Raw genomic sequence first — 21,612 nt, 5'->3', positions numbered from 1 at the left:
TTCTGGATTGTTCGATTAGATCCAAAAGCCGGGGGCCACGGCCCTCGAACCGTCGGCGTTGTCGGTGGTGGCCGTGCCGTCCGTATAGACACGGCAGAAACTGTTGCTGTACGACGCATAGACGGACCGGGTGTAATGCGGCCATGTCCGCCCGTTCCACATCTTCACGCGGTCCCGCTCGGTCTTGTAGACCGGCAGTTGCTCCTCCGTGGGATCGTCGCCAGAGGCCCATGTCCGACGCCCGAAAAACTCCGTTGCGCTATGCAGCCACAGCAGATCCGTGGTTACCAGCTCCTTGTCCTCTACCGTCTGCCGAATGGTCCGGGGTGTAATGATGGACACCAGGTCCTCCGGGAGATCCTGGACCAGATCGGTGTTGCACCACTTCCGTGCGTCGCTCTCTTTCCAGGACACCGGGCGCACCAGCAGGCTCTCATACATGGGACGCTCTGCCACGCCGTCCACAAAGCCCATCCACACCCGGCCCGGTTCCACCTTTTCCACCATGATGGCCACCTCGGTGCCGCTCCGCAGGTTGAAACGGATCACATCCCGCTCCGCCAGCAGCTTGTCCAGCACACCCATCTCTCTGGCCCTGGCGATCTCCGCCCAGCTGATTTCCTCTTTCGTCTGTTTGATCATGGTTGCCATTGCTTTTTCCTCCTTTGCATTTACCCGCCCCCAGGGCGGTGGGGTCCCTCATTCACTGGCGGCCCGCGCCCTGTTCAGGGGCTTTCCGCGCCGGCGGAGGCTTTCCTGGAAACGACGCTGGGCCAGATCGGGGTTGTATGACTGGCGGCTGTTCTTGTCCAGGGTGCCATTGTTCCCGCGACGCAATTCCTGATAGATTGTTTTAGGCGCCACGCCCACCAGGGCCGCGATCTCCCGCACCGACGCATAAGCGGCCCACTTCTCTGCAATCAGCTGCCGATCCGCGGGTCCCAAATATTTGTTGCTCATGGTCCTTTCACCTCCGTTTTTTCATAAAAAATAAGAGTAACAAGGGGTTTACCCTTTGTTACTCTTATTAGTAGCATTTTCACCGATCATGCTGTTGTGATCGAGGGCAGCTTCTCTCAGCTCAACAGCTATACGGTGACTTACGACTTGAATGGCGGCACAACAACAAGTCCCCAGACCGTATTTCCCGGGCTGGCTTACGGCGATAAGACACCGAGAATTGAGGATCCGACTAAAGAACCCAGCGAACTTTATTCGTATGAGTTTACCGGATGGTCTCCTGAAATAGCGGATACTGTAACCGGGGACATTACGTATAGAGCGGAGTATACGCGCACAGAACGGGAATTTACCGTAACCTATTATCTGGACGGGACTCTCTACGCTGAACCAGAGTCCTACACCTACGGGGAAACCGTTGTAATCAAGAAGCAGGCAGAAGACGCTACTGAATGGACTACAAATGACCTTCAGGAAAGCGACATTATTGAAGGCCTGTTCTACATGCCTGAGCACAACGTTGTCTTCACCGCAACCACCGACGGCACGGTGACGCCCGACGAGTGCACATACACTGTCGTGTACCATTATGTGGACCGAGATGGGAATGAAGAAACAGAGACCGATCCCAAGGATAGGCCGTCCACGGCAGGCACGCCGGTCAGCGGGCTGTATAACACTGACCGTACGTCTTATAACGGTAGCACATACATCTTTGACCGGGCGGAACTGAACGATGTCGAGATTGTAGACGGTGAGACTCTCCAAGCAGGCCATAACTCCATCGACGTCTACTATGACATCGACGAGCTGGGTCCCGACGACGAACCCGACGGGACCCCCGACAAGGACCAGATTGTCTTCACCTATGTCAGTGCCGATCACGCTATGGGCTTTGTAAGCCTGGAGAAAGAAGTCGTCACCAGAGACCAGACGACCGGCATGGCCTCTCCGACGGGAGCTGTGGCGACAGCAGAAGAGGGCTGTGAGTTCGTGGAGTGGACCGATGACTACTATCATAGAACTGACACGAACGCGGGAATGAAGTCCCTGGCAGGCTTGCCCTACGACGAGGACACCACCTTCACAGCGAAGTTCCAGAAAGCTGGAGAGGAGCCGGGGAATACCATCTCGGTGATTTTCCTTGCGGAAAACGGCACGTTCAGCAATGAGCAGACCACCTACACGGCAATCGTGGAGGTTAATGCAGATGGCAAGTATCGCCTGGCCGAAGGCGATATCTTGGAGGCAACACCTGATACAGGCTATGGGGATCCCAGCTGGACCTGCAACTATGAGGACTGTGATGCTCCGAAGATCGGAGACCCGGTAGAGGATTGGGATCTCTTTGTTGTGACCTTCCACCCCGCAGGGGTCGTGCCGACCCAGGTCACGGTTACCTATGCGTGGGCCGGCGATCACCCGGAGGGCGTGGAACTGCCTGAAACGGAAACACTGGCTGCCGGCAGCAATTACACCATTCAGCCGCCCAGTGAATTGCAGGTTTCAGACGAGCAGGGGACCTGGTATTTTATCGGCTGGTATGACAAAGTCGGTGTCCCTTACGGCGGAACGATTTCTGCCATCGATGCCGACACCACTTTGTACGGGCGCTGGGATTTCCAGGCGACTCCCGAAGAGCCCGAGCCCGATCCCGGAGACGGCCGTTTTATGGTGATCAAAGAGCCGGATCAGACCTCTGTCACCGTGGGCGATCCCATCACTTGGACCATCACCATTGCCAGCATGACGGATGAGACGTTGACCCTGGATGTGACTGACAAGTTGGAAGGTGTGACGCTGACAGATGAGGAGGGCAATACGGTCACCAATCCGGTTATTGTCGAAGGCTGGACCTATGCAACGCTGTACGCCAGCTATCAGACCTCACTGGACGATGTGAACCAGAAGATCGTGAACACCGTGGTAGTCACGGACACGGAACATCCGGAGGATCCCCGGTGGAGGTCCCGGCGGACCCCGTGGAGGTGAAGCCCTATGCCATCACCATCACGCCGGCGGACATTGTGATCTACACCGGCGGAACCGGATACAGCGGTGTGCTGGACGATGCGGGCGATTTTGTCGGCAGCACGGAACAGGGCCTGCCGGAGCCGGGTTATCACATCGATCTGCCCGACTCTGTGGAAGCGTGGCTCACCAGCCATGGCGTGGACCTGACGCAGGCTGCAAACCTGGCGGACTACCTGAGCTTCTACTATTATGACCAGGAGACTGGTGCGGCGATCCGCCGCTGGGATCTGATGGACCAGGGCGTCTACTCGAGAGATGCAACCGGCAACGTGAGCCGCTATGTATATAGCCTGAGCCCGAACCAAATCGAGGGTGAAAATGAAGGCGTCAAGGTCCGGCTCCAGTTCACAGATGACGGCAACATCATCACTACCGACAACATCCGAATGGAAGAGGGCGTTGTTTCTGCCAACTATGAGATGACCATCTACGACGGCGGTCTGAACCAGAGCGAGATTCAGGCGGTGTTCTCCGCCGGCGGTGATACGCTCGTCTGCAGCGTTGATATCGGTACCGGCCATCTCTTGGTCAAGAGCGTCACAGACGAGGGCACTTCCACCAACGAGATCGTGACCAGCGCCGACACTGTGGACGCGAACCAGATCACTGCCGTTGACAACGGCAATGTGACCTATTATGTCAATGACAGTGAGGTCCAGGTGGATCCCGGCCGCGTGCAGCTGCTAGTGGACAGCGTCTCCAACAGCGACGCGTTCGACGCCGCCATGGGCGCTGACGCCCTTGCAAAAGTCGCGGCCACGGACAACACGCTATCCGCCCCCCAGTACGAGATGGCCTATCTGGACCTGGTGGACACCCAGAACGGCAACACCGTGGTAACCCTGGGCAACCAGCAGGCGCTGACCATCTACTGGCCCATGCCCGCCGACGCCGACGAGGACGGCGCGTTCTACCTGGTACACTATACCGGCATGGACCGTGAGAGCGCCAGCGACACAGGCGACTTGGCTGGTACCGCGCATACTGTGGAAAAGATCCAAGCTACCCGCGACGGCGACCATCTGGTCTTCACTGCCGGCAGCTTCTCTCCCTTCGTGCTGGTGTACGAGAAGGAGAGCAGCGGGGGCGGCGGCAGCACCGGAGGCGGCGGTGGAGGCGGCAGCCGGCCCACCCTGAACACGGAGGACCATTACTCCTATATCATCGGCTACTCCGACGGCACGCTGCAGCCCTACGGCACCATCACCCGGGGCGAAGTGGCCACCATCTTCTTCCGCCTGCTGACGGACGACACCCGGGAGGAGTACTGGAGCCAGGTCAACGACTACACGGACTGCAGCTCCGACCTGTGGTGCAACAACGCCATCTCCACCCTGACCAACATGGGCATCATCGACGGGTTCTCGGACGGGACCTTCCGGCCCTATGCCAAGATCACCCGCGCCCAATTTGCCAAGATCGCGGTGGGCTTTTTCGAGACCACCCGGGAGGACTACCAGGGATACTTCACCGATGTGGATATTAACGCCTGGTACACCGAGTACGTAGAGGCGGCAGCCCGCGTGGGCCTGATCGAGGGCTTTAATGACGGGACCTTCCGCCCCAACACCAACATCACCCGGGCACAGGCCTGCGTGATCGTGAACCGCGCCCTGGGCCGCAGCCCGGATGAGGATCGGCTGCTGGACGAGGACGAGATGATCACCTGGCCCGACAACAATCCGGAGGACTGGTTCTATGCCGACATGCAGGAGGCGACCAACAGCCACGACTACACCTGGGTGACCGTCAGCGGTGACAAGGTCGAGAAGTGGACGGAGAAGCTGGAACAGCGCGACTGGGCGGCTCTGGAGCACGCCTGGTCTACGGCTCACTCTGCCCCCGGCGGCGAGGTGACCAAGTAAGCGCGTACTCTGGCAGAATTTGATTCCCCAAAGGCCGTGGGAGAGGCATTTGCCTCTCCCACGGCCTTTTGACGGCCTCCGATGGCGCATCGGGACTCTTCGTGGCCAGCGGTCGCGCCGGCGACATTCCGGAGGCGTGATCCTCCGGAGGTGGAAGAGGAAAAGCGGCCGCCAAAACTTTTTTGCCCTTTGGGGCGTCTTATAAGACAGCCGGAGTCCCACAGAGGATGACGCCGGCAAACATCTTGAGGAAAGGATCATAAACGATGCAGAAGAAGCTCATTTTCTTGGCATTAACAGGGCTCCTGTGCCTGTCCCTCGCAGGCTGCGGCCAGAGCGGCAGTACCTCGCCGGAGGGGGGCAGCTCTCCGCAGGCGGAGCAGCCCGCGGAGGAGACCGCTGGAGAAGATGGGGGCCGGACCCCTGAGGAGGACGGTGCGGATACGGAAGCGCCCCAGTATACAGATAATTTTTCCATAGATACGGAGGCTGTTACAGCATTTGCAGAGCAGATCCAGGCCGCAGTGGCGGAAAAGAATCTGGAGGCGCTGGCGGACCTGGCGTCGTATCCGCTGTACATCGGCTTTTCCGATGGAGGGGAATCTGTGGAGTCCCGGGAGGACCTGATCGCACTGGAAGCGGACCGGATCTTCTCAGAAGAGCTGGTCTCTGAGATCGCCGGGGCGGACCCCGGGGGGCTGGCCCCCAGCAAGGCAGGATTTGCCCTGTCCGCCAGCGGCAGGCCCAATGTGGTGTTCAGTGTTGTCGATGGCAGACTGGCCATTGTGGGAATAAATTACTGACCTGCTCTTCCGCAGGGGACAAAAGGCGGCTGGCGGCGGGGGAGGCGTCGCTGCCGGAAAAGCTGGAGCTGCTGGGCAGGACCATCCGGTATCCGGAGCTGGACGTCTATTCCGCCACCCAACTGCTGGAACAGACGGAGGAGCATAGCAAGGCCTAGGCGGAGGCGGCGTGGTGTATATCCAGGCCGACGGCAGTCTGGCCGCCGGTATGCTGTATTTGCGGGGCGGCCCGGAGCACCGGGATGACCATTGGATGATGGTGGACAAGGGCACGGGGCTGCCGGTGTGGATCGACTCCACACTCCGCTCGGCAAGGGGTTCCCTGGGCACGGCGGAAGCGCTTGGACAGGCCTTCCGCAGAGGTCTCAGGCTGGAGATCTGACAGTACGGCCCGGCCCCAGATGGAAGGTGGAGGGCCGCAGCGGGCGCGTCAGTGTGGAGCTGATGGGATTTGTGTGGGACCTCTCCGGGAAGGAACCGGCCTCCCGTGCCGCAGAAGGGAAATGATGCAACAATGATGCCTTTTTGCGGCTGCTTTGCCGGAAACAGGGCTTATGGTATCGGTATCAAAAGGGAACAGGCGCCCGGACGGGTGCTGCGGATGAATATGGAATGGAGGAATTCATCATGAAAAAGAATCGGATGCAGATTTCCACGCTCCTCACACTGCTGCTCTGTATGCTGCTTCTCACTGCCTGCGGCGCGTCTGCCGCGGAGAGTGAGGGGACGGATCCGGAGACTCCGCCGCAGGAATCGGCGGCTGCGCCGGAGACGGAAGAACCGTCTGCCCAGCAGGAGGACGTCACGCTGGAGGAGCTCCTGGGAGAGGACTATGTGAATTACCTGACGGAGACGATCACGATGCAGATGGCCAACCGCATGGACAAGGACCCGGAGGTCCGCTACTTCCCGATTGAGGACAACACGCCGTTGAGCGACTATGTGACCATCGGCGGGACCACGAAGTTCGAGGTGGACGAGGAGGGAAATCCGGTGATTTACTTCCCGGCCGGAACCGTGACGGATGAGGCAAATGGCGAGCAGAGCTTTCGGATCCCGAAGCTGTATCAATAACCGGAGAAACTGAAAACAGGCCGCCGGCTGCAGCCGACGGCCTGTTTCATTATTTCTGGGCAGAAAAGAACTGCCGTCCTGAAAGGGGGGGCTGCATTGCCGCCATCAGAGCAGGAATACTTTTGCAGACTCCAGCCAGAGTGGGCACAAGATCAAAAGGCGCCGGTTTACACTCCGGCGCACCCTGGTGGCAGGCGCCAACATCGCCGGCTTCAAGCGGGTGGCTGAGGCCATGATGGAGCAGGGCGTATTCTGAGGCAAAGCATCCCACGGCTCTTCAGCCGCATAGCAAGGCGGAGCGTGAATAATGGCGGACATGAGCAGATGGCTGATGTGAGAGATGGCATACCATCAGATATGTACCAGAAATGGGAACGGGCATCCGATAAGAGCACTCTGGTGAAGACCCGGGCGAAAGGCCCTGAAAAAGCCGGGCAGAGCTGCTGCGGACAGACAACATGGTTCTGACAGACCCACCTCAAGCAGAGATAGTAAAGAAGCACAAAAGCCAGCACCGGGCAAGATATTTCCTGTCCGGTGCTGGCTTTTGCTGTACGGATCACGCTGTAAGCTGGAGGAGCTGCTTCTATGCACCCATCTGAGCGTTTCTTGTTCTAAGGAATTCTATGTTTCAGCATTCTGTGTAAGGAAGCGTTTGTAAAGAGCGGCTGGCCGATGGGATATACTTCCGGACTGATGATCTCCGGGGGGCATAACACCGGAGAATGGCTCCCGGTCTTATCTTGACAGGCCAACGGCCATAGACTTTGCAGCCGGCCTGTGAACTTCATGCAGCGGTGCTGCGGGGAAGGCGATGCGTCTATCAATTCCTCCATATTGGAGGGAGAGGAGCTCATTCGTCACCGCTCTCCTTCATTTGCAGCAATTTGATTAGATCGCTGGTCATTCGGTCAACCAGAAGCAGCTGGGCAGGGGAGAGCCCGGAGAGCTTTTCCATAACGGAGGCTGCCAGCAGATTGGAGTCCGGAAGGAGGGCCCTGCCCCGCAGGATCCACTCTGTGGAGGTTCCAAGAACTTCACAAAGATGAATCACAGTTTCCAGAGAGGGGCCGGCCAACCCCCGCTCGATTGTGGAGATGAACTGCGTGGAACGGTCAATCCGCTCTGCCAGTTCCTCCTGCGTCAGCCCAGCTTGCTCCCGGGACTGCTGGATCCGTCTTCCGATTGCGATGTTCAGCGGCTTCTTTCCCTGCATGATGATATACTCCTCAATATAATATCATCAGTTTACGCATAATAATGCTTGACTTAAACGAAATGTTATGCTTATAATTCTAAGTGTAATATACTTAGTTTTTGCGGAAGCGGTGAAGGATGATAAAAGGTAGCTGCCCTTTTCCAGCCATTGGCTGGGAGAGGGCAGCGTTTGCGTTATCCGGAAATCCAAATCATTCTTCTGATTTGTTACATAAGGATAACCTTTTGCCGCCGCCCGCCAAGAGAGGCATTATGCGAAACGAGTTCCGCCAGCCGGATGAACAGAATATGCGCCAGCTCCTGCACCAGCATCCGGAGGACCTGCCGGGGCTCATCCTCCGCCTGGCCTGGCTTCAGGGGCTCAGCCGGGAGGAGATCGTCGCCCTGAAATGGGCCCAAGTGGATTTCCAGGAGAGGAGTCTGTTTCTGGAGGACCGGACGGTCCCGCTGGAGGAAGAGACTGCCGGATGCCTCGCTGCCCGCTTCGAAAATGGCGGCGCGGTGTCTCCTTATGTGGTGATCTCCGATAAGTTCCGGGAACCTCTGCGGCCGGAGTCCGTCTCCCGCATTGCCAGAAATGCCCTGACTGCGGGAGGCCTGCCTCAGCTCCAATTGAAAGATCTGCGGCGGGACTACTTTTTCCGCCAGCTGGAGCAGCACGACTGGCCCTATGCCGTCCGGGTCAGCGGTCTGTCGGTCTCCACCTTCCAAGCCTGCTTTGCCGGAGACACCCCGCACAAAAAGCGTTCAACACAGGCAGGGCAGCAATTCGATGAATTCCGTCTGTGGCAGGTCCTTCAAAAGGAGGACAGCTCCGCCGCGGGCATTGCTCTGTGGATGAGCTGGCAAATGGGCGTGCAGGGCAAGGAGCTGGTGAATCTCACCTGGGACCAGGTGGATTTAGAGCGGGGGCTGCTGCATCTGCCGGAGCGGGACATGCTGCTGACCAATGCCGTGCGGCGGCTGCTGGAAAAAGTGCAGAAGGTCCGCTCCCCTGGGGAGGATCCCCATGTGCTGCTCTCCCCCCAGTCCCGGCGGCCTATGGATTTGGCCCGGCTGTCCAAGGTGGTGCAGACGGCGCTGATCCGGGGAGGTCTGGAAAATATCACGCTCCGGGACATCCGGGCGGCAGGCGGACAGCGGGAGGACGACCAGACCCTGCTGGAGTGGACCCGGGCCCATGGCAGCATCACCCGGCGGGATGTGATGGCGCTGCTGAATCTGTCGGACACTGCGGCATATCTCCGCCTTCGCCGGCTGGTTGGCCGGCGGGAGCTGGAGCAGGTGGGCAAGAAATACTATCTCCCCGGAACAGTGGTGCCGGAGGAAAAGCAGTGGGAGGTGATCTCAGCCTATCTGCAGGAGGCGGGGTTTGCCTACTGCCAGGATGTAGCGGAGCTCCTGCACGTCGGAAAGCGCAAGACGGCAGGTATCCTGCGGCGGATGGTGAGGGACGGCCAGCTGCTGCAGTTTGAAAAGCGGTATTATCTGGCGAAGCAGCCTGGGCAGAAGCAGATTCAATGAGGGGCGGCGAAGGGCTTCGCCGCCTCTTTTATTCTCCGCGCCAAGGTTACAAAATATAACAAATTCAAAACGTATTGCGTCCATAAGTTTTCGTTTGGATTAAAAACGGGCTGAAACTGTGGACTTTTTAGAGAAGTTTGGATAGAGTTGCCTCAGCGGGGACGCCGGGGCGGATGCGACTCTTCGGCGAATGCGCCGGCAGGGCTAGCGCCGGCGGAGGCATCGAATGGGCCCGGAGGCCGCGGCGGACCACCGCAAATTTCAAAAGGAGGAGAAATCCCAATGAAGAAGTTCCTTTCTCTGGTGCTTGCTCTGGTGATGACCATGTCTCTGGTCACTGTCAGCGCCGGTGCCAAGGACTTCACAGACAGCGAAGACCTCAGCGGCGAAGCCTATGCGGAAGCTGTCAACGTGATGTCCGAAATGGGAATCATCGACGGCTATGCCGGCGGTGCTTTCCAGCCCCAGGGAACCCTGACCCGTGGCGCTGCCGCCAAGATCATCGCCTGCATGATGCTTGGCAAGACCACGGCTGAGGCCCTGGGCACCCAGGCCGCGCCCTTTAAGGACGTGCCCGTGGGTTCCACCTTTGCCGGCTACATCGCCTACTGCGTGGAGTCCGGCCTGATCGACGGCTACGCCGATGGCACCTTCCGGCCCTCTGCGCAGCTGACCGGCTTTGCCTTCCTGAAAATGCTGCTGACCGCTCTGGGTTATGACAGCGCCATCGAGGGCTTCACCGGCACCAACTGGACCGTCAATGTGGCCTCCCGCGCCATCGAGGCCGGTCTGACTAAGGGCAATGAGAACTTTGTTGGCACCCGTGCCGCCACCCGTGAGGAGGCCTGCCTGTATGCCGTCAACGCTCTGAAAGCCACCCTGGTGGAGTATGAAAACAAGGGCACCGACGTCACCGTCAACGGCGCCACTGTTGCTATCGGCGCTTCCAAGCCCACCTACGTGACCAGCAACATCCACGACGCTGCCACTTCTATCAACGACGCCACCGACAACGTGAAGAACGGCTGGACGGTTGAGTTCGCTGAGAAGTATCAGCCCGACCTGGCTCTGAAGGACACCGCCGACGACTTCGGCCGTCCGGCCCACACCTGGACCTGGAAGAAGGCCGAGATCGGCACCTATGTGGACTTCGACAAGATGGTGGCCGAGTACACCACCAAGGTCACCGGCGAGGACCTGTACAACCTGCTGGGCAAGACCGCCATTGATGACAACACCCTGTTCGTCTATGTGGACGGCGAGGATGAGAATCTGGGTGATGCCGCCTTCGGCAAGGCCGACATGGTGAAGAAGAACGACGAGACCATCGGCCGGACCGGCAACGGCGTGCTGACCCAGGTGTTCCTGGACACCCAGGACGACGAGATCACCGTGGCCATCATCAACACCTATCTGGCCAAGGCCGCCGAGGACTACGACGAGAAGAACGACGACGTGGACCTGGATGTCTACTATGTGGACAACAACGGCACCAGCCGCAAGCCCGTCTACATGAAGACCGCTGACGAGGATAAGCCCCAGAAGCAGACCATCTCTGTGGACGGCGAGGACTTCGCCATCGAGGAAGTGGCTGAGAACGACCTGTTCCTGGTGACCATCGCCCAGGGCGTGATCCAGACCATGGACGCTCCCGAGGTCCTGTCCGACACCAGCATCTCCAACTTCCGCCTGGAGAAGTATGTTACCGCCGGTGGTACCCAGTATGACTACGCTGACACCGTCATGTATGATGAGGAAGTGCTGGATCAGTATGACGACGCCAATATGAAGGACGTCACCTACAATGTGATCCTGGACGCCTACGGCTACATGATCGGCATTGAGCAGAACGAGGATCCCGACCAGTACGTGTTCCTGACCGGCATCGACGGCAAGAACAGCAACCTGTCTGTGCGGAACGCTGACGCCAACGTCATCTTCATGGACGGCAACATGGATACCGTCACCGTGAACATGACCAAGAGCGACATCGACACCACTGGCAAGAACCTGTCTCAGCTGAACACCTGGTGCACCTACACGGTCAACAACGACAACGTGTACACCCTGAAGGAAGTGGCCGTGTCCACCTCCAAGAACGTCATCGACGATGACACCGATGTGGCCCAGTATGCCCAGGATGTGGGCAGCAATGGCGCTACCATCGATAAGAAGCACGTGTCCCTGAAGGCCGCCAACAACAGCAGCTACGTCTACGGCAACGACGACTCCGTCTACCTGAACGTGGAACTGAAGAACGTTGAGGTCGAGGATACCACTGGCGGCGATCAGCGCCAGATCGTGGACGACGTGGAGTCCGTCACCACCGGCGTGAAGAACGTCAACCTGGTGATGGAGGACCTCAAGAAGGATGGCAACTACATCGCTCCTGCCGCCGAGATCTACACCCTTTACAATGATGACGGCTATGTGATCGCCGCTGTCACCATCGGCGAGAACGAGGGCACCTCCTCCAACTACGTCTATGTCACCAGCAGCAACGTGAACCGCGAGGCTTACGACGATGAGACCGAGTGGACCTGGACCCGCGAGGTGGTCGTCAACGGCGAGCTCGTGGAGATCTCCGAGGTCGGCGACTCCCTGGAGTGGATCGGCAACGCCTCCAAGAACCAGGGTGAGATGGCTCAGGGCGAGTGGTTCGAGGTCAAGTATGACGCTGACGGCAATGTCCGTAAGGTCGAGGCCATCGACTTCTCCAAGGCTGCTGACAAGTTCGTCGACGAGGTCGAGGACGTGGAGGACGCCGTGGAGGACTTCGACACCGTCCTGCTGTCCGACACCAACACTGTTGAGAAGCTGACCTTCAAGAACGGCACCCTGTACACCGACCGGAACGCCACCAAGGGCTTCTCCGTGTCTCCCGAGGTGAAGGTGGTTCTGTCCCTGGCCGACAAGAAGGGCAACGAGTTTGATGATGTGGATGACTCCTACACCGGCTACAACGGCCTGGAGAAGGCTCTGCGCGACATGAATGCCCAGGGCACCTTCGGCACCGGCGTGGTCGAGGTGAGCGCGATCCTGGATAACGGCGTGGCCACCAGCATCGTGATCAACGACAAAGCCAAGGCTGGCTCTGATGTGAGCAATCCCACGGTTCCCGAGGGTGAGTTCCTGCCCGCTTCCTGGAATCCGACTACGAAGGGGATCGAGCTGCGCTACTATGAGAAGTCCATGAGCGACAGCGAGATCAAGGCCGCCATCGAGGACCTGCTGGGCGCTCCCGTGGATCGCCTGAACAAGTTCATGGGCTATGTCACCCTGGAGAACGGCGACATGTACCGCGTGAACTTCACTCAGATCGAGGTCGTGGCCATCAGCATTGACGGCGAGGTTGTCAGCTATCCCGACAAGGGTGATGCCGCCAATCTGACCAACATTCCCGCTGGCAACTACTTCGACATCAATGAGAATCCCGATGGCTTCATTGGAGGCAGCAACAGAGGTCTGCTGACCGTTCCCAGCACCGGCAAGGTGACTGTGAGCAACACCAACAAGGACCGTGAGTTTGTCACCGCCTACGAGCTGGATATTGACGGCACGATCACCTCCGATGTGTCCGCCGAGGTCAACGGCAAGACCGTTTCCGACGGCGACTACATTGCCGACGGTGAGGTTGTGGAGCTGACCTTCACCACCGCTGGCGACTACACCGTGAACGGTGAGCTGGTCCGCGCGGCTGCCAACGACACCTATGAGATCGAGGCGACCGAGGCCATCATGGTGAGGAGTGTTTCCAACTACATGACTGAGGAAGATATCGCGGACATTGTGGATGCCTATAATCCTGGTACTCCCACTGGTGCGACCATCACTCGGAGCGGCGACACTCTGAACATTGTTCTCAACAATACCGTATCTGATTGGACCGATGTAAGCGGCACTGGCTTGTTTGTTCTGGCAGAAGATCTGCTGGAGGATAACTCCATCCTGATTACTTTCCCGGATGGATCTGCCGAGCGGATTGATAAGGGTACTAATGCAGCTGCGGCAGCTGCTCAGCTGACTCCGAAGCTGGGTAATGTGAGCGATCTGACGCCTACTCCCATCGTGATTACTGTCACGGTTGAGAACGCTGGCAGTGGCGCTTCTGTGGAGTATACTGTAAATCTCAGCCAGGCTGACTAAGCAGTATAGCTTCAAAAGTTTCTCAAGCAAAGCGGAGCCCCCCGGATTTCCGGGGGGCTTCCCTTTTATTCGTCCACTTCCAGAATCGTCACCAGACTGTAGGTCTGCCCGCTGGTGTTGCAGATGTAAATGGCGTTGGGGTAGTCTGGCGTGGCGGTAAATTTGACGCTGTTTTTGACCCATTTGACGGGCACAATTTCTCCTCTGCATCGACCTGCTGTATGCTGCGGACTCTTTCGGCACCCATGCAGGGAGGAATCTGCGCCATACAGGAGGATATCCTGCGGGGACGGAACGTGGAGCACGAGGGGAGGCCCTTTTCCAGCACGGAGAATCTGGAAGCCACGATGCGGAAGGGGGCGTGGTTCAACCTGTTCTGTCTGGACATCTGTATGGCTGGCAAGAGCGGCATGGAGTTTGCCTGGGAGCTGCGGTCCTGGGACGAGAGGGCGGGAGTCTTTTTTATCACCACCGCAGCAACGCATATTTGAAGGCGGGCTATCAGGCCACCCCATTCAATATCTCTTTAAACCAGTGCAGCGGGAGGAGCTGGCCGAGGCCCCGGAGGCGGATCTGCGCCAGCGGCAAGTACCCCGGACATTGACGCTGCGCGGCAGCGGCCGTGCTCTGCGGAATGGAATTGATGGCGGAATGGCCCGTGTAAACTTGAGGGGCCAGCCAGGCCAGCCGTTCCCCATCTCCTCCCGCTGGCGCTGCTGCCCCCGGCCTACGCCGCGGTGGAGGCTGATTGATGCGCAACCGCATGCTGGAGTTCCATGGACTGGTGGACAGCCGGGGCAATCTCATTACAGATAAGAAGATCACCGTGGATGGGGGAACTACACTCCGGAGGAGCTGAAACTGGTCCTGGACATCGAAAAATACTTGGCCCATGTCCAGGCTGCCTACTTTACAGAGCGGGACATCGCAGAGAAACAGCGGGACAGCTTTTATAATCCGGCCGACCCCTGGGACAATGGTGACATCTCCTTCACCGGCGGCATCCAGCCGCTGATGGTGAACGCCCTGACGGACGAGGGGCCTTCCGGCATCGACTACAGGGAGCGCGGGCCGATGTGGAGGTGGAGCAGACCGGAGCGAAAAGCAAAGCTCTCCATATCCATCAATCACCATCACACTGAACCGGCACAGAACGCGGACGTGGGATGTATGCCAGGGCTGCTCCTCCCGGCCGTGCCGGCATTGCCCTGGTGGCTCTCAACGGTGGCCAGAATGTGGAAAACGCGAATGGCCTTACCGTGGCGCGCCTTCCCGACGCAGAGAGCACCGCCCTCCGGTTTAACTTTGCTGTGGGACAGGCTCCCTTCCTGGTGATCCCACAGAGCGGTCGGACCATCACGCTCCGTCAGGGCGGCGCTGTGGCGGTGAACTGGTCCAACAACCGGCGCCAGAAGAACGAGGGCACTGCGCCAAAGTACGCGGGCTTCAGGCCCCCACATCCCATGTGGCGGTATTGTATCCGGATCTCACTGGCGGAGGGATAAAAATGTGGATCTGCTCCCATGGGACCGGACACACTGACCACCACCAGGGAGAACCAGACCTTTTCCTCTGTCACTCCGCCCTGGGAGATGGTGCGGGCGCCCATCTATGAGAGCGGCGCCTGCAGCTTCCGGGTGGCAGGTGTACGCAGTGTGCTGGGAGCAGTATTACGGCAGCTGCAATCCGCCCTGCTGGTCTTTGGGAAGGTGGTTCTGGGAACGATTTCTCACCCGCTTGGGGAAAAAGAAAAGCGTCCGGCTTGCCGCAAGGCAGCTAAACGCTTTTCGGCGGGTATCTGAAATGGGGATAAAACCCATGAATAGCGCTGCATGGCGGGCCGGGGCACCGCCAACGGGCATGTGCCGACACCGGCGGGCAACTGCCGCGCCATGCAAAATTCTGCGGATGCCTTTCGTCCTGCAGCAAAAAATGCTGGATGGAGGAAAAAGGAGGTCTTTGTGCCACAAGTCTGCCGCCGGTTTTCCATGGAAGTCAGTTGATGGTTCGCAGGCGCTGGAGAAATTCCTGGTTTTCCGTCTTTTCGCAGATCGCGTCAATGTTGGAGGAGATGACCCAAACCGCCATCCCGCGTTCTGCGCAGGCAACCAGCAGGTCGATAATCAGTTCATGATGCGCCGTCTCCTGCCCGGAAAAGGGAAAAAAGCAGACCAGCAGCTGCGGATTCAGCAGATACCATTTGAAATAGGAGAACCGGAGGCGCGCCGGTAAGGACCAAGTGCGCAGAGGCCGCAGCAGATCCTCTCGGGGAAACCATCTGGAGGCCTCCTCCAAAATATTCTCCGCGACCCGCCGGCGAACCAGACGGTATCCGGCCTTGGGAAGCAGGCAGGTCGTCAGGTTGTCCAGCGCGGTGAGGTTGTCAAACAATACACCGCCGGGACGGTCCGGCCGTTCGGTCTGAATCCCGATCTCCGTGCCGATCTGCTTTGTCATCTCTTCATGTGTCTGTGCCTGCCCGTTCAGCCACAGCATCCCACTCAGCCAGTTCCTGCCGCCCAGAAAGCACTCCCGGAGTCTGGCAGCAGCCGTGTAGTTCTCGTCCCGGAAGTAGGCGATCTCTCCGCTGTGAATCTGGCAGGTCAGCGGCGCCATTCCCGGAAAAGTGAGACCCTCCAGCCGCAGCACCTGCTTGTCTTCCCAGCGGCACTCTGTATGCTCCGCTCCGCGGTCCCGGGGCTTCCAGCCCAGAACTGCATAGAGCTGCTCCCCGTACTCCTCCGGGTAAAGCCGATAGCAGGTCCTGCGGTCCCGGATGACGTCGATCCGGTCACAGTAGCGGTACATGAATGTCTCGTCCAGATCCAGCAGGAATACCGCCGTCCCTTGGCGCAGCAGCAGCTGTACGCACTCCATCAGTTTTTCCACATCCCGCCGCCGCAGGATTTCTGTGATCCGGTCCAGGACCAGCAACTCTCCCCGCCAGAACCACACCCGAAATACACAGAGGCGGTAATAATCCAGCAGGGAGAGGTCGGCAAGCCGGCTCTCCAGCGGCACACGCAGTTCCATCCGCTGCCGGATCTCCTGGCTCTCCGGACTGTGCAGGCGCCGGACCGCGCCCCATCTCTGCGGCCAGCCGGCCGGACGGTCCAGCGCCAGCAGGAAGTCCCGCACCGTCAGCTCCTGCGAATGGAACCGGTGCCAGTTCACGATCCTGGCGTTTTGCAGGATCCAGCGTTCCAGTTCCAGCGGGCCCACCCGACGGCCGCAGGAAAAGGCCCGTCCCCGCTCCAGGTGTGTGCCGCCCTTGAACAGGTCCAGATATGCGGTGCCGGAGGTAAAATGGTCGTCCACATAGACCCCGATGCACTCCCCCCGGGAAATGGAGATTTCAAAACGGTAGAATTCGTCCTCCCTGCGGAAGCAGCCGTTCTCCACCCGGATCAATTCCTCTCTCACGGTTCTACGCCTCCCGGAAACGCAGCGGCAACGTCACGCAGCACTCCGTGCCAACGCCCGCGGCGCTGAACAAATGCAGGCCGTAGTCCTCTCCGAACATGAGCCGGATGCGGCTGTTGACATTCCGCAGGGCGATTCCTCCGCACGGCTGGGTCATATCCGCGCCCCCAACTCCGCCGAACTGCGCGTTGAGCCGCTCCACCTGTTCGTCCGGCATCCCTACGCCGTCGTCCCGCACCCGCAGGAAAAATGTCCGGTCGCTGTTTTCCACAATGATGCGGACCGTGCCGTGGCCCAGTTTGCCCTCCAGCCCATGTGATACTGCGTTCTCCACCAGAGGCTGCAGGATGAGCTTCGGCATCCGCACTTCCAAAAGCCGCTCGTTCTCCAGCTCCAGTTCCAGAGAGATTTTGTCACCGAATCGGCAGCGCTGGATGGTAAAGTAGTTTTCCGCATTGTCCAGCTCATCTGAAAAGGTCACATACTCCTGGACATTGGAGATGGTGTATCGGAAAAAGGTCGCCAGAGCCTCCGTGGTCTCGGCAATATCCGGACAGTTCGCCAGCAGGGCGTCTGTGCGGATGGCCTCCAGGGCGTTATAGAGGAAGTGGGGGTTGATCTGGTTTTGCAGCGCCAGATATTCCGCCTGTTTCTGCCGCAGTCTGGTGATCTCCTCTCCGTGAAGCCGCTCTTCCACATCTGTGAAAAATGCGCTCAGATCCAAATCCCGGTGCCAGTCCATCTGCAAAACGGCCTCCAGGTCCCGCTCCCGCCGGTAGCGCCGCAGCGCCCGCCGCAGTTTCCAGTCCGTCCACGGCCACATGGTATCACCTACTTATAAAGTTTCTTATAATCTGACGGGCTCACACCGGTAAGCTTTTTGAACAATCTGGAAAAGTATTTGAGATCCCGGTACCCCACCTGCTCTGCCACATCCTGCACAGACAGCTCCTCACCGCACAGCAGCTCCTTAGCTTTGCTGATGCGCAGCTCCGTCAGATAGTCCATGAAGTTCTGCCCGGTCTCTTTTTTGAACAGTGTGGAAAAATAGGTGGCGTTGAAGCCCACGGCGGTGCTGACATCCTCCAGCCGCAGGGCCTCCTGATAGTGCTGCTGGATATAGTGCTTTGCCTCTGTGATCGGCCGCATCTCCCGCAGGGCTTTCGCCTCCTTCAGCCGCTGGATCTCTGCCTGGATGCCCTGCCGCAGCAGCCGGTATACTGCCGCCATGTCCGTGCAGTGCCAGAACCGCTTATCCATCTCCTCCTCCAGGGGCGCTTCCGTTTCACCGCTTTGGCGCATTCCGTAGAGGCATGCCTCCAGAACCTGGCGGAACCAGTCCTCCACCATCTGCCCGTTCAGGTCCGGCAGCGCCTCCACCGTCCGGCAGCTCTCCTCCAGCTCCTGCACAAAGCGCACCTCATCCAGGCACTCGGCCGCCACCTGAAAGCTCTTTTTCCGGGACGCGTCCATCTGATACCGCCGGGCCAGATCCGGCATCTCCAGCGCGGCATCCCGCCAGGACTGCGGCCGGCACAGCCGATCCCTGCACAGCCAGAGCGCCTCCCGCATGGATTCCCCCACCTGCTCCAGAGAGTCCCTCCGGCTGCCCAGGCAGACGGTGGCCTGGACATTCCAGAACAAGTCCCGCTGATTTTCGATCTCCTTGCGGATTTTGGTGAAGCACTGCGTCACTTCCACCGCATGATAGGCCCGCAGGTACAGCAACACTGCGATCCCGGCATGGCCCAGCGAGGCCGCGAACTCCTCCGTCAGCAGGCCGCTCTCCCGCCGCACGATTTCCAGCGCATGGCGCAGCAGGATCCGGTAGCCGTCCTGATAGGATTCCGCATCGGGCACATCCACCCGGATCACTGCGGCGGCGTAAGTGCCGCTCCCAAAGTGAAATCCATACTCCCCGTTGGCCTGCCCGGCGCTCAAAAAGGAGGTGCCACGCTCCGCCGTTCCCAGCAGGGCGTCCAGCAGCAGCTCCTGCTGGTGTTCTCCGCTCCTTTTCAGCTGGAATTCCAGCGCGGCTTCCTGCCCCATCTTCTCCTTGAGGCGCAGCAAAATGCCGGTGAGCTCCTCCTGCTTGAGGGGCTTGAGCAGATAGTCCTCCACGCCGTATTTCAGCGCGTTCTGGGCATATTCAAATTTCCGGTATCCGCTGATGACGATGAAATGCAGCTTGGGCTGGAGGGCCTTGGCCCTCTGGATCAGTTCGATGCCGTCGCAGCCGGGCATCCGGACGTCCGTGATCAGCAGATGCGGCTGCTTTTCCCGCACCAGCTCCAATGCCCGCAGTCCATCGTTGGCGGTGCCTGCGATCTCGTAGCCAAGCGCCTCCCAGTCGATCAGCTTCTGCATCAGCAGGATCACCTTGTTTTCGTCATCGGCCAAAACGACCCGCAGCATCCGCAGCACCTCCCACGCAGATTCTGATAAGGAAAGGGAAAACGAACCCGTTTTCCCTTTCCCTGTCATTATACGCTATTTCTCGGTATTTGCCAAGAATTTTTGGAGAATCAGCGGATCAATTTGTCGCTTTTGGCAGCTTACTCGTAATCCGCCACGTTGGAGGAGTCAATCCACACGCTGTCCGCGATGATGAGATTGTTCTCCAGCGTGCCGCCGTCCAGCAGGGTGACAGCAGCTTCCACGCCGCTGGAAGCCATCAGACCGCCGTCCTGCGCCACGGTGCCGGTGATGCGGCCGTCCTTGATGGCCTCATAGCCGTCGGGGGTGCCGTCCAGGCCGGTGATGACGATGCCGCTGTTGGCACCGGCGGCGTTGCCCGCGCCCACGGCCATGCCGTCGTTCTGGCAGACGATGGCGTCCAGATCATAGGCAGACAGCCAGCTCTCCACGGTGGACTGGGCCTTGGCGGTGTCCCATGCGCAGTCCGCGGGAGCAATCACTTCCGTCATGTCCGGATAGTTGGCCAGAATATTGCGATAGCCCTCCAGGCGTGCGGTCGTGTCGGTGGTGGAGGAGGGGCCGGTCAGGATGGCGATGTTGCCCTTGCCGCCCAGCAGATCCGCTACATGCTGCATCTCATTCTCGCCGGCCTTGACGTTGTCGCCGCAGGACACGGCAGAGATGCCGGCGGACTCCCAGTCGGTGCAGGCGGATACGATGTTTATCATGATGACGCCGGCGTCGGCAGCGGCCTTAGCGGCGTCGCGCAGGCCATCGGGATCCACGGGCTCGAACAGGATGGCGTCATAGCCCTCGGACACGCACTGCTCGATCTGGCTGATCTGCTTGGCAGCGTCCTGATCGGCGCTCAGAATGTTCAACTCCACACCCAGCTCATCGGCCTTCGCCTGTGCGCCCTCGGTGACGCCGATCTGGAACGCGTTGGTCTGGTGCTGCTGGATGAGGGCAATCTTATAGGCGCCGTCTCCGCTCTCGGCGGACGCATCCCCACCAGTGCTCTCCTCGGTGGTCTCGGTGCCGCTGCTGCAGCCGGTGAGGGCGGCCAGCGCCATGGCGCCGGTCAGCAGCAGAGCCAGAAACTTCTTCTTTTTCATGTTCTTTCCTCCTTGAAATGTTTGGTTCATTTCGATATATATCAAGAGCAGGACGGGGAACGCCCCTCTCTCAATACCGTTCAGCGTTTCTTGCTCTTGCCCTTCACGTCGATCAGCACAGCCAGTACGATGATGGCGCCCTTGACGATCTTCTGCCAGTGGGAAGACACGCCCATGATGTCCAGACCGTTGGCAATGACCGTGATCAACAGACAGCCAATCACCACGCCCCAAGGCTTGCCCACGCCGCCGGTCATAGAGACGCCGCCCACCACGCAGGCCGTGATGGCATCCATCTCATAGCTCTCAGCCGCTGTGGGCTGGGCAATGGTAACACGGGAGGTCATTAAAAAGCCGCTCAGGCCTGCCAGAAGCCCCGCGATGGCAAAGGTGGAGATGCGGATCTTGGTGGTGTTGATGCCGGAGACCTGCGCTGCCAGCAGATTTCCGCCGCAGGCATATACCCGGCGGCCGTAGACTGTCTTCGACAGCACGAAGGAGCAGAGCAGAATGGTAATCACCAGAAAGACCGCCAGCATGGGAATGCCGAAGATCGAAGACGCCGCCACAGCCTTGTACGATTCGCTGATTCCGATGATGGGTTTGCCGTCGGAGATCAGGAGGGCAAGACCACGGACCGCCGTCATGGTTCCCAGTGTCATGATGAACGGAGGCAGGTTGCCCACGGCAACGCCCACGCCGTTGACAACGCCCACGGCCAGGCCGCCCAGCATGGCTACGATCAGCGGCACGAAGATCGGATACTGTCCCTGGCCCAGCATGGCGGCCAGGATGCCGGTGAACGCGACCGTTGAGCCCACTGACATATCAAAGCCGCCCGCGATGATGACGAACATCATGCCGAATGCCAGAATGCCGTTGATAGAGGCCTGCTTCAGAATATTGACCAGGTTGGCAGGCTGGATGAAGCTGGGCTTCAGGCAGGTCAGCACCACCACCAGCGCAATAAAAATCACGAAGATGAAGTATTCGCTGATCAGCGATTTTGCACGACTCTTTTCTTTCATAGTT

The 21,612-nt window shown here is 59.2% G+C and carries 19 protein-coding genes; 10 read left to right on the top strand and 9 right to left on the bottom strand.

What is annotated here, in order from left to right:
- Positions 1–15 precede the first annotated feature (15 nt).
- Together EIO64_RS08220 and EIO64_RS08215 are read right to left on the bottom strand one after the other, a co-directional pair.
- On the bottom strand, positions 16–651 hold the full coding sequence (locus EIO64_RS08220; RefSeq protein WP_136891163.1) for a DUF6273 domain-containing protein: 636 nt from the start codon (positions 649–651) through the stop codon (positions 16–18).
- A gap of 48 nt (positions 652–699) precedes the next feature.
- Positions 700–960 carry a helix-turn-helix domain-containing protein gene (locus EIO64_RS08215; protein ID WP_136891162.1) on the bottom strand — a complete coding sequence of 87 codons (261 nt, stop codon included), beginning with the start codon at positions 958–960 and terminating at the stop codon, positions 700–702.
- Positions 961–1,056: 96 nt separating this feature from the next.
- On the opposite strand from EIO64_RS08215, the gene EIO64_RS08210 reads away from it, so the two are divergent.
- The 5 genes from EIO64_RS08210 to EIO64_RS08190 all read left to right on the top strand — a co-directional run bounded on the left by EIO64_RS08210 (position 1,057) and on the right by EIO64_RS08190 (position 6,736).
- The gene (locus EIO64_RS08210; RefSeq protein ID WP_158629741.1) at positions 1,057–2,952 is read left to right on the top strand and encodes an SHIRT domain-containing protein; all 1,896 of its coding nucleotides are present in this window, start codon (positions 1,057–1,059) and stop codon (positions 2,950–2,952) included.
- Complete coding sequence (locus EIO64_RS08205; RefSeq protein WP_249390853.1) at positions 2,922–4,859, top strand: S-layer homology domain-containing protein; 1,938 nt, start codon at positions 2,922–2,924, stop codon at positions 4,857–4,859. The genes EIO64_RS08210 and EIO64_RS08205 overlap by 31 nt, the downstream gene beginning before the upstream one ends.
- 266 nt (positions 4,860–5,125) lie before the next feature.
- Positions 5,126–5,662 (top strand): LptM family lipoprotein, encoded by a 537-nt coding sequence (locus EIO64_RS08200; protein WP_136891160.1) that lies wholly within the window; start codon positions 5,126–5,128, stop codon positions 5,660–5,662.
- A 169-nt stretch (positions 5,663–5,831) separates the two neighbouring features.
- Positions 5,832–6,044, top strand: coding sequence for a hypothetical protein (locus tag EIO64_RS08195; RefSeq protein ID WP_136891159.1), 213 nt, complete (start codon positions 5,832–5,834; stop codon positions 6,042–6,044).
- 245 nt (positions 6,045–6,289) lie between these two features.
- A complete protein-coding gene (locus EIO64_RS08190; RefSeq protein WP_158629740.1) occupies positions 6,290–6,736 on the top strand; it encodes an RsiV family protein in 447 nt (148 codons plus the stop codon).
- An 853-nt stretch (positions 6,737–7,589) separates the two neighbouring features.
- Here the strand turns inward: EIO64_RS08190 and EIO64_RS08185 are convergent.
- The gene (locus tag EIO64_RS08185) at positions 7,590–7,952 is read right to left on the bottom strand and encodes a helix-turn-helix domain-containing protein (RefSeq protein ID WP_021750345.1); all 363 of its coding nucleotides are present in this window, start codon (positions 7,950–7,952) and stop codon (positions 7,590–7,592) included.
- Positions 7,953–8,206: 254 nt separating this feature from the next.
- Here EIO64_RS08185 and EIO64_RS08180 point away from each other — a divergent pair, with 254 nt between their 5' ends.
- Both EIO64_RS08180 and EIO64_RS08175 read left to right on the top strand, forming a co-directional pair.
- Complete coding sequence (locus tag EIO64_RS08180; RefSeq protein WP_119311695.1) at positions 8,207–9,478, top strand: site-specific integrase; 1,272 nt, start codon at positions 8,207–8,209, stop codon at positions 9,476–9,478.
- A 282-nt stretch (positions 9,479–9,760) separates the two neighbouring features.
- Complete coding sequence (locus tag EIO64_RS08175; RefSeq protein ID WP_136891157.1) at positions 9,761–13,624, top strand: S-layer homology domain-containing protein; 3,864 nt, start codon at positions 9,761–9,763, stop codon at positions 13,622–13,624.
- Between the two features lie 65 nt (positions 13,625–13,689).
- Here EIO64_RS08175 and EIO64_RS18780 read toward each other — a convergent pair whose 3' ends face one another.
- Complete coding sequence (locus tag EIO64_RS18780; RefSeq protein ID WP_256264649.1) at positions 13,690–13,818, bottom strand: hypothetical protein; 129 nt, start codon at positions 13,816–13,818, stop codon at positions 13,690–13,692.
- Between the two features lie 27 nt (positions 13,819–13,845).
- On the opposite strand from EIO64_RS18780, the gene EIO64_RS08170 reads away from it, so the two are divergent.
- The 3 genes from EIO64_RS08170 to EIO64_RS08160 all read left to right on the top strand — a co-directional run bounded on the left by EIO64_RS08170 (position 13,846) and on the right by EIO64_RS08160 (position 15,426).
- Entirely contained in the window at positions 13,846–14,115 is a 270-nt protein-coding gene (locus EIO64_RS08170; protein ID WP_158629739.1) for a response regulator, read from the top strand.
- A 744-nt stretch (positions 14,116–14,859) separates the two neighbouring features.
- Positions 14,860–15,129, top strand: a complete 270-nt coding sequence (locus EIO64_RS08165) for a hypothetical protein (protein WP_136891156.1) — start codon at positions 14,860–14,862, stop codon at positions 15,127–15,129.
- Between the two features lie 18 nt (positions 15,130–15,147).
- The gene (locus tag EIO64_RS08160) at positions 15,148–15,426 is read left to right on the top strand and encodes a hypothetical protein (RefSeq protein WP_021750353.1); all 279 of its coding nucleotides are present in this window, start codon (positions 15,148–15,150) and stop codon (positions 15,424–15,426) included.
- Between the two features lie 193 nt (positions 15,427–15,619).
- On the opposite strand, the gene EIO64_RS08155 is transcribed toward EIO64_RS08160, so the two are convergent.
- From EIO64_RS08155 to EIO64_RS08135, 5 genes are all read right to left on the bottom strand, one after another.
- Complete coding sequence (locus EIO64_RS08155; protein ID WP_025544383.1) at positions 15,620–17,047, bottom strand: sugar ABC transporter ATP-binding protein; 1,428 nt, start codon at positions 17,045–17,047, stop codon at positions 15,620–15,622.
- A gap of 4 nt (positions 17,048–17,051) precedes the next feature.
- On the bottom strand, positions 17,052–17,870 hold the full coding sequence (locus EIO64_RS08150; protein WP_021750356.1) for a sensor histidine kinase: 819 nt from the start codon (positions 17,868–17,870) through the stop codon (positions 17,052–17,054).
- A gap of 8 nt (positions 17,871–17,878) precedes the next feature.
- Positions 17,879–19,462 carry a response regulator transcription factor gene (locus EIO64_RS08145; protein WP_021750357.1) on the bottom strand — a complete coding sequence of 528 codons (1,584 nt, stop codon included), beginning with the start codon at positions 19,460–19,462 and terminating at the stop codon, positions 17,879–17,881.
- 140 nt (positions 19,463–19,602) lie between these two features.
- Positions 19,603–20,580 carry a sugar ABC transporter substrate-binding protein gene (locus EIO64_RS08140; protein ID WP_158629738.1) on the bottom strand — a complete coding sequence of 326 codons (978 nt, stop codon included), beginning with the start codon at positions 20,578–20,580 and terminating at the stop codon, positions 19,603–19,605.
- Between the two features lie 80 nt (positions 20,581–20,660).
- Positions 20,661–21,608 carry an ABC transporter permease gene (locus EIO64_RS08135; RefSeq protein ID WP_021750359.1) on the bottom strand — a complete coding sequence of 316 codons (948 nt, stop codon included), beginning with the start codon at positions 21,606–21,608 and terminating at the stop codon, positions 20,661–20,663.
- Positions 21,609–21,612 lie beyond the last annotated feature (4 nt).

It is taken from the genome of Dysosmobacter welbionis, assembly GCF_005121165.3.
Classification (GTDB): Bacteria; Bacillota; Clostridia; order Oscillospirales; family Oscillospiraceae; genus Oscillibacter; species Oscillibacter welbionis.
Note: the sequence above shows the minus strand (reverse complement) of the source record. Positions and strands in the feature narration are given on the sequence as shown.

What these genes read in the sequence shown, in the direction of transcription:
- EIO64_RS08220 (WP_136891163.1), bottom strand. Translation starts at nt 651, where the DNA reads ATGGCAACCATGATCAAACAGACGAAAGAGGAAATCAGCTGGGCGGAG.
- EIO64_RS08215 (WP_136891162.1), bottom strand. Translation starts at nt 960, where the DNA reads ATGAGCAACAAATATTTGGGACCCGCGGATCGGCAGCTGATTGCAGAG.
- EIO64_RS08200 (WP_136891160.1), top strand. Translation starts at nt 5,126, where the DNA reads ATGCAGAAGAAGCTCATTTTCTTGGCATTAACAGGGCTCCTGTGCCTG.
- EIO64_RS08190 (WP_158629740.1), top strand. Translation starts at nt 6,290, where the DNA reads ATGAAAAAGAATCGGATGCAGATTTCCACGCTCCTCACACTGCTGCTC.
- EIO64_RS08185 (WP_021750345.1), bottom strand. Translation starts at nt 7,952, where the DNA reads ATGCAGGGAAAGAAGCCGCTGAACATCGCAATCGGAAGACGGATCCAG.
- EIO64_RS08180 (WP_119311695.1), top strand. Translation starts at nt 8,207, where the DNA reads ATGCGAAACGAGTTCCGCCAGCCGGATGAACAGAATATGCGCCAGCTC.
- EIO64_RS08175 (WP_136891157.1), top strand. Translation starts at nt 9,761, where the DNA reads ATGAAGAAGTTCCTTTCTCTGGTGCTTGCTCTGGTGATGACCATGTCT.
- EIO64_RS08170 (WP_158629739.1), top strand. Translation starts at nt 13,846, where the DNA reads ATGCTGCGGACTCTTTCGGCACCCATGCAGGGAGGAATCTGCGCCATA.
- EIO64_RS08160 (WP_021750353.1), top strand. Translation starts at nt 15,148, where the DNA reads ATGGGACCGGACACACTGACCACCACCAGGGAGAACCAGACCTTTTCC.
- EIO64_RS08150 (WP_021750356.1), bottom strand. Translation starts at nt 17,870, where the DNA reads ATGTGGCCGTGGACGGACTGGAAACTGCGGCGGGCGCTGCGGCGCTAC.
- EIO64_RS08145 (WP_021750357.1), bottom strand. Translation starts at nt 19,462, where the DNA reads ATGCTGCGGGTCGTTTTGGCCGATGACGAAAACAAGGTGATCCTGCTG.
- EIO64_RS08140 (WP_158629738.1), bottom strand. Translation starts at nt 20,580, where the DNA reads ATGAAAAAGAAGAAGTTTCTGGCTCTGCTGCTGACCGGCGCCATGGCG.
- EIO64_RS08135 (WP_021750359.1), bottom strand. Translation starts at nt 21,608, where the DNA reads ATGAAAGAAAAGAGTCGTGCAAAATCGCTGATCAGCGAATACTTCATC.